Origin of the sequence: Luteimonas changyuni (genome assembly GCF_039548395.1) — a bacterium.
In the GTDB taxonomy this organism is placed as follows: Bacteria; Pseudomonadota; Gammaproteobacteria; order Xanthomonadales; family Xanthomonadaceae; genus Luteimonas.
Window position 1 is genome coordinate 77,296 of record NZ_JBCLUZ010000015.1, and the last position, 8,840, is coordinate 86,135.

Genomic DNA, 8,840 nt, shown 5'->3' on the forward strand with positions numbered 1-8,840 from the left:
GCCTCAGCGCTGGCCGTGGCGCCGCGCTGCGCCGGCGCTGCGGGCAAGGGCCTCGGACACCACCTGGGCGAGCGCGGCCACGGCCACGAACATCGCGGTGGCGGCAAGGTAGGGCATGAACCAGTGGCCGTAGTTGGCGGCCCAGCCGGCCAGGGTCGGCTCGGCGACCGCCGGCGACAGCCAGTAGAAACCGCCCTGCGCGAACAGGTGGCAGACCGCGGTGGACAGCACCACGACTGCGGCAAGGCGCGCCAGCGCGGCCGGGCTCGCGCCCGAGTGGTGGCGGCGCAGCCAGTCGCCGCCGGCCCACATCGCCGCGTGCGCGGGCACCAGCATCCAGTAGCCCGGCGAGACGCAGTAGTGGGAGAAGAAGTTGATGCCCTGGCTGCTGATCACGAGGTAGTCGATCAGTACCGCCAGCGCCATGAGCGCCGGGAACGCCCAGCGCGCCCAGGCGCGCAGGTAGAAGCCACCGATCAGGAACGCCGCCCAGGTCGCGTCGGGCACCGGGGTGAAATGGGTGAAGACGTGGCTACGCGTGGCCGCCATCAAAAGCACGAGCAGCGACAGGACGATGGCGCGTTGCAGGGTGGTGTTCATGGCGCTCTCGGCTCCGACGGCTGATGACTGGATTCGCGCCATTCTAGCGAACTGCGGGCACAGCGGCCGTATCATGCCGCCATGACGACGACGCATGACGTGGTGATCATCGGCGGCGGGCTGGTCGGCGCCAGCCTGGCGATCGCGCTTGAAGGCAGCGGGCTGGACGTGGCGATGGTCGAGGCCACTCCCGCGGCAGCGATGCCGGCGGTGTTCGACGAGCGCAACCTGAGCTTCGCCGAGGCCACGGTCAACGCGCTCACGGCGCTGGGCGTGATGCAGCTGCTGCGTGCACCCACCGGTGCGATCACCCGCATCCATGCAAGTCGCCGCGGTGATTTCGGACGCGTGGTGCTGGACGCCGCCGACCATGGCCGCAGCGCATTCGGCCAGGTGGTGGTGGCGCGCGACTTCGGCGATGCGCTGGAGGCGCGGCTTGCCGGCTTGGCCGGGCTGGTGCGCCATCGTGCGACGCGCTTCACCGGCTTCGCCGCCGCTGAAGGCGGGCACCGCGTCCTGGAACTGGCGGGCGAAGGCCCGGCGCGCATGCGCGCACGCCTGGTGGTGGCGGCCGACGGCATGCACAGCGGCGTGCGCCAGGCGCTGGGCATCAGCGCGACCCGCCACGATTACGGCCAAGTTCTGATGGTGGCCAGGCTGCGCGCCGCGCGCGCGCCCGACGGCACCGCCTATGAACGCCTGGGCGACGACGGCCCGACCGCGCTGCTGCCGCGCGGCGACCGCGCCTGGGGCCTGGTCCACGGGGTGGCCAGCGAAGATGCCGGGGCGGTGCAGGCGCTGGACAGGGCCGGCTTCCTGGCGCGGGTCCAGGACGCATTCGGATGGCGCATCGGCCGCCTGCTTTCGGTGGGTCCACGCAGCGCCTATCCGGCGCTGGCGGTGCGCGCCCGGGCGCTGGTGACCGCGCGCGCCGTGCTGGTCGGGAACGCCGCGCAGAGCATGCATCCGGTGGGTGCGCAGGGCTTCAACCTGGGCTTGCGCGATGCGATGACATTGGCCGGGCTGCTGCGCGCCTGCGCCGGCGCTGGCGGCGATCCGGGCGGCGAGGCGCTGCTTGCCGCCCATGCCGCCCGCCGCGACGAGGACCGCGCGCGCACCCTGGAATTCTCCGATGGCCTGGCGCGCTTCACCGCCAACCCGACGCCCGGCGCTTCGCTGCTGCGCAGCGCCGGATTGCTGGCGCTGGCGGCCTCGCCCGGACTGCAGGCCGGCCTGGCCGGCGGCGCCATGGGCTACCGCGGCGACGTACCCGCCGCCTGCCGTCCGGTAGCGCTGCGATGAGCCGCGCGATGCTTGACGTGGCCGTCGTTGGTGGCGGCGTGGTCGGGGCCTCGGCGGCGCTGGCACTGGCCCGGCTCGGCCTGTCGGTGGTGCTGGTGGAAGGGCGCGCCCCGGCGGCCTGGTCGGAAACCAGGCCCGACCTGCGTGTGTTCGCCTTCGCGCACGACAGTGCCGCCCTGCTCGACGACATCGGCGCCTGGGCCGGGATCGACGGCCGCGACGGCGCGCCCACGCGCCTGCAGCCGTATCGCCGGATGCGGGTCTGGGACGCGGCGGGTGGCGGCGAACTGGCATTCGACGCGGACCGCCTGGGGCGTCGCGAACTCGGCTGGATCGTCGAGAACGTCCTGCTGGTCGACCGTCTGTGGGCCTGTCTTCCGGATGCCGGCGTCGAGATTCGCTGCCCGGCACGGGTGGAAGCGCTTGAACAGGATGACCGCGGCGTGCGCCTGCGTCTTGACGATGGCCGAAGGGTGGCGGCGCGCATCGCGCTGGCCGCTGATGGCGCCGGCTCCACCCTGCGGCGGCTGGCCGGGGTAGAGGTCAAGGGCCATGGCTACGGGCAGTCGGGCGTGGTCGGCTTCGTGCGCACCGGGCAGGAACACGAGGCGACCGCGTGGCAGCGCTTCCTGCCCGGGGGACCGCTGGCATTCCTGCCCTTCGCCGACGGCAGCTGTTCGATCGTGTGGTCGCTGCCGACCGCTGCGGCGGAGGAGGCGCTGGCCATGGACGACGCCACGTTTGGCGACGCCGTGGGGCGCGCGTTCGACCGTCGCCTCGGGCAGGTCGTGCCGTGCTCGGCCCGTGCGGCGTTCCCCCTGCGCTTGCAGCTCGCACGCAGCCACGCCGCCGGGCGCGTGCTGCTGGTGGGGGATGCGGCACATGTGATGCATCCGCTGGCGGGGCAGGGCGTCAACGTCGGGCTGCGCGACGTGGCGGCGCTGCGCGATTCCGTGTCAGGGGCGCTGTCTCGGCGCCAGCCCTGGGATACGCCGCAGCGGATCGAGCGCTGGGCGCGGGCGCGGCGCAGCGAGTCGGCGCTCGCGGCGCGCGCATTCGATGGCATCAACCGGATCTATACCAGCGACTCGCCCGCCGCGGTGATGCTGCGCGGGCACGCGCTGGGCCTCGCCGGGCGGCTGCCGGGCGTGGCGGGTGCGCTCTGGCGTCGCGCGGCCGGCGCGTGACGCCAGAGCGCATGGCGCGTAGCCGTCAGCGCATCCAGCCCTTCAGCTCGCCGGCATCCAGCACGCCGTCATTGTTGTTGTCCACCGCCGCGAACTCGGCGCTGAGCGTGGCGTTGGCGCGTGCTTCGGCGCGGCTCAGGCGGCCGTCGCCATTGCCGTCCAGGGTCGCCATGTCGATCCGGTAGTCGCCGACCACCGAGTCCGGGGGGCTGGACGTGAACGTGACCAGCGGTTCGCTCGGATAGGTGGCGTCCACCCGCACGGGCGCCGGCGGAGCGGGCTGGGCGCTGGCTGCCGCGCGCGCGGTCTCCGCCGCTGTTGTGGCTTCAAGGGCGGCCTGCCGTGCCGTCCCGGTGGCGGCATTGGCTTCGCGCGCGGCGGCTTGCGACTGCGCGACGATCTCGGCGGGACGCACGGCCCCTCCCTCGGCGGCTGACGTGGCCGCGCCGGCATGGTCGGCCGCGCGCCGCGCCTCGATCGCAGCAAGTTCGGCACGTCGCGACGCCTGGTCGGCTTCCCAGGCGCTGTATTCGGCTTGGGCCTGGCCGCGCGGGGTGATCGCCCCGGCCCGGCGTTCGGTGGCGGCGGCCTGGGCGGCGGCGCGCGCGGCCGCCGCCTCCTTGCTGGCGGCTCGCGCGTCGTCGTAGGCGGCCCGTGAATTGACTTCGGTGCGCGCCTGCACGCCGACGCTTTCGGAGGACTGCGCCAGCAGCGGGCCACAGGCGGCCAGGCCGCTGGCGAACAGGGCAATGGCGAGGGGATGCATCGGCTTGTACGGGTTCATGGCACGGCCTCCGGTGGGAACGGTCGCCACGCTAGACCCGTCGACATGAATCCAGGGTCATTATTGGCCGCACGCGGGCTGAACGCCCGGCGCCGGGTTCAAGCGCCCTTGGGCATGGCAAGGACGGTGATCTCCTCGCGGTCGTGGTAGAGCTGGCGCGCCCGCAGTTGCAGCGGCCGCTGCGCCTCGCGGCTGAACAGCTCCAGGCACAGCGAGGTCTCCAGCCAGCGCTTCTTCATCGGCAGCTTGAGGTTGAACACGGCCTGGCGGCACCAGCCTTCGCGGAACCAGGTGGCCATGCGCGAGGCCACGCGCCGCGGCTGCTCGACCATGTCGCAGACCATCCAGTCCAGCGGCCGCGGCGGCTGCCAGCGAAAGCCGTCCTCGCGCAGGTGTTCGACGCCGCCGCCATCGATGACGTGCTGGCGCAGCGGCCCGTTGTCGACCGCCGACACCTGCAGCCCCGCGCGCTGCAGCACCCAGGTCCAGCCGCCGGGGGCGGCGCCGAGGTCGGCTGCGGTCATGCCCCTGCGCAGCAGCCTGTCGCGCTCGCCCTCGTCGAGCAGGGTGAGGAAGGCCTCCTCCAGCTTCAGCGCCGAGCGCGAGGGCGCGTCGCGATGCAGGCGCAGGCGCGGCACGCCCATCGGCCATGGCGATGCGTCGCCCGGGTCGGTGGTGGCGAGCAGCAGGTGGTTGCCTGCCAGCAGGCAGACGTGCAGCGCGGGTCGGCGCGCATCGTCCTTGGCGGCGAGCAGCCCGGCCTTGCGCAGCGCGGGCCGCAGGGCGTTGCCGAGCGCGCGTGCCAGGCCGGCGAGCGGCCGGGCCTCGTCGCTGTCGGGATGTTCGACCACCATCGTGCCGAATGCCGCGCGCGGGCCGCCGCCGGCTGCGTCCACGTGCCGCTGCAGGGCCGCGAGCACCGGCGTCACGCGGTCGGTCGTGTCCAGGGCATCGAGTTCCCCGAGCAGCACCAGCTTCTGGCGCGCGAACACCAGCGAGCGCCAGGGCAGGGCCTGAGACAGCGCGCCGGCATCGCCGCCGGGCGCAAGGAAGCGAACGAAGCCGCTGCCGCGCTCGGTGGCCGCATAGCCGTGCTGGCCGGCATTGGCCGCGCGCTCGCCAAGCTCCGCCGCAAGCTCGGGCTCGAAGCCGCTGCGGCAGTAACAGAGCAGGCCACTCATGCCGCGGCGCGTGCCTGACGGGCCCGGGTCGCGTGCATCAGTAGCGCGCGCCGCCGCCGCTGCCGTACGTGGCCAGCACCGCGCGCGCGGCGTCGCGGGCGATGTCGCGGACGACCTCGATGCCGCGGCGGGCGAGCTCACCGGGCCAGTCCTCCGGAAGCGGGCCCTCGTCGAACTCGGTGAGCTCGTGCACGTCCTCGGCGCGGGCGCCGATGAGCAGGCGGTCGACGCCTGCCCAGACGGTGGCGCCGAAGCACTGGCAGCAGGGCTGGGCCGAAGTGGCGAGGGTGTACGGGCCGCAGGCGCGGCCGTCGGCATCGAGGTTGATGCGGGCGCGGCCGAGCGACTGCTGGGCCAGCATGTACGCCATGTTCTCGGCGTGCGCCAGCGAGGTCGCCTGCGGCACCACCACGTTGACCGCGGCGGCGACGATGCGATCGTCCGGGCCGAACAGCACGGCGCCAAAGGGCCCGCCGGTGCCTTCGGCGATGTTGCGGGCGGCGAGGCCGATCGCCAGCGCCACTTTGTCGGCGTCGCCGGCGTAGGCGCGGTCGCGGACGGCGGCGTCGTGGACCCAGTCCGGCAGGCGCAGGTTGACGCGCGCGGGCAGGCTCATCGGATCAGCCCGCCGGACGCGGCCGGCTCGCAGCTGTTGGACACGCACGCGCAGGCCTGGATATCGCGGAAGCCGCAGACGCCGGCCGTTCCCGACGCGGCACAGGCGGCCTGGACCGCCGCCGGATCGGGTTCGGCGTCCTTGTTCACGCAGGAGGGAAAGTAGCCGCAGCAGTTGCCGACGTTCTTCACCGCACAGTCGCTGTCGACGCGGCAGCTGCGGTCGAGGTCGGGCACCCCGGTGGGCGCGGAAGGCGGCGTGGGTGCGGGGCGGGCGACGGGCGTTGCCGGCAGCGGCTCGCTCATCGGAGGAGGCCTGGTGCCGCCGTCGGGCTGTGCGGCCGCACACGCCGCGAGGGCCAGCACGAACAGCAAGATGGATGCGGACTGGATCATCCGGCGCATGAAGGGTCTCCGTGTCGTTGGCGACGCAGGCATGGTAGCGCTGCCGCAGCCGGGGCCGCAGGGCAGCGCCGATGCCGGCGCGGGTGTCGGCTCAGGCCTTCGCGGCCCAGGTGTCGCGCAGGGTCACGCTGCGGTTGAAGACCGGCGCCCCGGCGCGGTGGTCGCGGCGGTCGGCGACGAAGTAGCCGAGGCGTTCGAACTGCCAGGCATCCTCCGGCGCGGCTTCGGCCGCGGCGGGCTCGATGTATCCGCGCACGGACGTCCGCGATTCCGGATTGATGTGGTCGCGATAGGTGCGGCCGTCGCTTTCGTCGTCCGGGTCGGGCACCGAGAACAGGCGGTCGTAGAGCCGGACCTCGGCTTCGACCGCGCGCGCGGCGCCGACCCAGTGGATGGTGCCCTTGACCTTGCGGTTGGCGCCTTCCATGCCGGGCCGCGACTCCGGGTCGAGGGTTGCGTGCAGCTCGATGATGTCTCCCGCCCCGTTCCTGACCACCTCGTCACAGCGCACGATGCCGGCGCCACGCAGGCGGACCTCGCCGCCGGGCACCAGCCGCTTCCAGCCCTTGGGCGGAATTTCGGCGAAGTCGTCGCGCTCGATCCAGAGTTCGCGCGAGAAGGGCACCTCGCGCTCGCCGAAGGATTCGTCCTTCGGATGGTTCGGGAAGCGCAGGGTTTCCTCGTGGTCTTCGGCCAGGTTGGTGAGCACCATCTTCAGCGGTGCGACCACGGCCATGCGCCGCGGCGCGCGTGCGTCCAGGTCCTCGCGCAGCGCGCCTTCCAGCACCGAGAAGTCGATCATCGAGTTCTGCTTGCTGATGCCGATGCGGTCCACGAACAGGCGCAGCGCGGCCGGCGTGTAGCCGCGGCGGCGCAGGCCCTGCAGCGTGTACATGCGCGGGTCGTCCCAGCCGTCCACCAGGCCTTCGGCGACCAGCTGGGTCAGCTTGCGCTTGCTCATCACCGTGTAGTTGATGTTGAGGCGCGAGAACTCGATCTGGCGCGGCTTGGCGGCCTCGATCGGCAGGCCCTTTTCCGCCAGCGGCGCCAGCAGCTCCGGGTTGCCGGCCAGGTCCACCCGGTCCACGCACCAGTCGTACAGCGGCCGGTGGTCCTCGAACTCAAGCGTGCACAGCGAGTGGGTGATGCCCTCGATGGCGTCGCCCAGCGCGTGCGCGATGTCGTACATCGGGTAGATCGGCCAGGCGTCGCCGGTGTTCTGGTGCGGCACCTTCTTGATCCGGTACAGGGCCGGGTCGCGCAGGTTGATGTTGCCGCTGGACATGTCGATCTTCGCGCGCAGGGTGCGCGCGCCGTCGGCGAACTCGCCGGCCCGCATGCGCCGGAACAGGTCGAGGTTCTCCTCGACACTCCGGTTTCGATAGGGCGATTCGCGCCCCGGCTCGGTCAGGCTGCCGCGGTACTGGCGCACGTCTTCCGCCGACAGGTCGCAGACGAAGGCATCGCCCTGGCGGACCAGTTTTTCCGCGGCGGCATAGAACACGTCGAAGTAGTCCGACGCGTGGCGCAGGCTGTGCCAGTCGAAGCCCAGCCAGCGCACGTCGTCCTGGATCGCGGTGACGAACTCGGGATCTTCCTTCGCAGGATTGGTGTCGTCAAAGCGCAGGTTGCAGCGGCCGGCGAACTCTTCGGCCAGGCCGAAGTCCAGGCAGATCGCCTTGGCATGCCCGATGTGCAGATAGCCGTTGGGTTCCGGCGGGAAGCGGGTCTGGATCGCCGCGTGCTTGCCGCTGGCCAGGTCGTCGCGGACGATCTGGCGGATGAAGTCCTGCTTCACCGGCGCCGTGGTGGCGTCGGCCGTGGTGTCGTGGGGCTCGGTCATGCGTGTCGTCGGGGAAGCGGGCGCGGGCCTGCGCCGGGGACCGGGCAGTGTAGCGGAGCCACGCAGCGGCGGCTTGATAGCGACCGCTGCCCGGCGGATGATCATGCTTTGCCTGCCCCGGAGCAACACCGCCATGAACCTGTCCAACACCCACCACGTACACGGTCGCCCTCTGCGCGGCGAATTCAGCGGCCTGTCGCGGGTGGTGTTCGGGATGGGCTGCTTCTGGGGCGTGGAGCGCCTGTTCTGGTCGCTGCCGGGCGTGGAGACCACCGCCGCGGGCTATGCCGGCGGCCACGCGTCCGCGCCGACCTACCGCCAGGTCTGCGGTGGCGATACCGGCCACGCCGAGGTGGTGCTGGTCGTGTACGACCCCGCCCGCATCGCCTTCGATGAGCTGCTCACGCGCTTCTGGGAGGGCCATGACCCGACCCAGGGCATGCGCCAGGGCAACGATATCGGCAGCCAGTACCGCTCGGTGATCCATTGCCACACCCAGGCGCAATACGAGGCGGCCCTGGCCAGCCGCGATGCGTACCAGGAGCGCCTCGCAGCGGCCGGGCATGGCGACATCACCACCGAAATCGTGTTCCCCGCGCCGCCTTTCCACTACGCGGAAGATGAGCACCAGCAGTACCTGTCGAAGAATCCGGGCGGCTACTGCGGGATCGGCGGCACCGGCGTCAGCTGCCAGGTCGGCGTCGGCGCCTGAGGATCGGCACGTCAACGACGCTGCTGTCAGATGCGCGTGAACCTTTTTGGTTCTTCTCCCGACTGAGGGGGGCTTTTGGGTTGATTGCTCCGGGAGGGAGTGCGCTGCCCGCCGTGGAGGCAGGGGGGATGCCCAGCCGGAATATGCGCATCCTGCTCCCAGCTCCGGCCGCCGGCCATCCATGGCCGGCTCTGGGCATCCCCCCTGCCTC

General features: G+C 72.3%; 9 protein-coding genes. 3 read left to right on the forward strand and 6 right to left on the reverse strand.

Annotated features, from left to right (window positions below; genetic code table 11):
- Positions 1-3 precede the first annotated feature (3 nt).
- The gene (locus WCD84_RS07845) at positions 4-600 is read right to left on the reverse strand and encodes a hypothetical protein (RefSeq protein ID WP_343255493.1); all 597 of its coding nucleotides are present in this window, start codon (positions 598-600) and stop codon (positions 4-6) included.
- An 81-nt stretch (positions 601-681) separates the two neighbouring features.
- On the opposite strand from WCD84_RS07845, the gene ubiH reads away from it, so the two are divergent.
- Positions 682-1,902 (forward strand): 2-octaprenyl-6-methoxyphenyl hydroxylase, encoded by a 1,221-nt coding sequence (ubiH, locus tag WCD84_RS07850; RefSeq protein WP_343280993.1) that lies wholly within the window; start codon positions 682-684, stop codon positions 1,900-1,902.
- On the forward strand, positions 1,899-3,089 hold the full coding sequence (locus WCD84_RS07855; RefSeq protein ID WP_343280994.1) for an FAD-dependent oxidoreductase: 1,191 nt from the start codon (positions 1,899-1,901) through the stop codon (positions 3,087-3,089). Before ubiH ends, WCD84_RS07855 begins: the two co-directional genes overlap by 4 nt.
- A gap of 25 nt (positions 3,090-3,114) precedes the next feature.
- Here WCD84_RS07855 and WCD84_RS07860 read toward each other — a convergent pair whose 3' ends face one another.
- The 5 genes from WCD84_RS07860 to WCD84_RS07880 all read right to left on the reverse strand — a co-directional run bounded on the left by WCD84_RS07860 (position 3,115) and on the right by WCD84_RS07880 (position 7,917).
- Positions 3,115-3,873 carry a hypothetical protein gene (locus WCD84_RS07860; protein WP_343280995.1) on the reverse strand — a complete coding sequence of 253 codons (759 nt, stop codon included), beginning with the start codon at positions 3,871-3,873 and terminating at the stop codon, positions 3,115-3,117.
- 98 nt (positions 3,874-3,971) lie between these two features.
- Positions 3,972-5,054: a 23S rRNA (cytidine(2498)-2'-O)-methyltransferase RlmM gene (gene rlmM, locus WCD84_RS07865; protein WP_343280996.1), complete on the reverse strand. Its 1,083-nt coding sequence runs from the start codon at positions 5,052-5,054 to the stop codon at positions 3,972-3,974.
- 37 nt (positions 5,055-5,091) lie between these two features.
- Positions 5,092-5,670 carry a nucleoside deaminase gene (locus WCD84_RS07870; protein ID WP_343280997.1) on the reverse strand — a complete coding sequence of 193 codons (579 nt, stop codon included), beginning with the start codon at positions 5,668-5,670 and terminating at the stop codon, positions 5,092-5,094.
- Positions 5,667-6,074, reverse strand: coding sequence for a hypothetical protein (locus WCD84_RS07875; RefSeq protein WP_343280998.1), 408 nt, complete (start codon positions 6,072-6,074; stop codon positions 5,667-5,669). The genes WCD84_RS07870 and WCD84_RS07875 overlap by 4 nt, the downstream gene beginning before the upstream one ends.
- A 91-nt stretch (positions 6,075-6,165) precedes the next feature.
- Positions 6,166-7,917 carry a glutamine--tRNA ligase/YqeY domain fusion protein gene (locus tag WCD84_RS07880; protein WP_343280999.1) on the reverse strand — a complete coding sequence of 584 codons (1,752 nt, stop codon included), beginning with the start codon at positions 7,915-7,917 and terminating at the stop codon, positions 6,166-6,168.
- A 97-nt stretch (positions 7,918-8,014) separates the two neighbouring features.
- On the opposite strand from WCD84_RS07880, the gene msrA reads away from it, so the two are divergent.
- On the forward strand, positions 8,015-8,629 hold the full coding sequence (msrA, locus tag WCD84_RS07885; protein WP_343281000.1) for a peptide-methionine (S)-S-oxide reductase MsrA: 615 nt from the start codon (positions 8,015-8,017) through the stop codon (positions 8,627-8,629).
- Positions 8,630-8,840 lie beyond the last annotated feature (211 nt).